1 pseudogene is annotated in these 537 nt (G+C 44.3%); it reads right to left on the reverse strand.

Annotation, left to right across the window (positions count from 1 at the left end):
* Positions 1-211: 211 nt before the first annotated feature.
* A pseudogene (locus R7044_RS27655) lies at positions 212-537 on the reverse strand (hypothetical protein); the annotation flags it as partial.

Genomic DNA, 537 nt, shown 5'->3' on the forward strand with positions numbered 1-537 from the left:
TGACATGATTTAATTTTGCGCAAGCATAACCAAAAGCAATCCAACGAGAAAGGGAAGTCACCATCTTCTCGTGACTTCCCCCTAAAAAGTTGCTCAGGTACTCAGTTTTGCGTTCTCGATTGTTAATTCTATGATTTTTAATGCTCAGATTTTTATCAATTCTTGTGAAACCATTCGTTGTTGTGAAGTGTTTTCAACCAGAGCAGGTAAATTACTGGGCGTTGGTGAGCTCTTCATTTACCCAGTATTTTGAACCAGATACATTCGCATCGATAAGTAAGCCTTTTGAATTGAGCTGATAAACGGCAACGCCGCTGTTGAACTGTGCAGAGAACTCTTCGGCATCTTCGCCTGCAACTGCTGAAGCTTCGCTGGTCGCTTCCCAGCCTTCGTTGACGAACGTATCGAAGTCTTGTTTGCTTTCAAACAAAACCACTTGCTGATAAAACTTGCCGACGAGGCCGAGCGCAACCCCCATACCAAACATGTTCATGTAGGTGCGTTTTTCGGTGGTCTTATCTACCGCCACACCAGAGC

This window comes from Vibrio sp. 1402 (genome assembly GCF_033340275.1).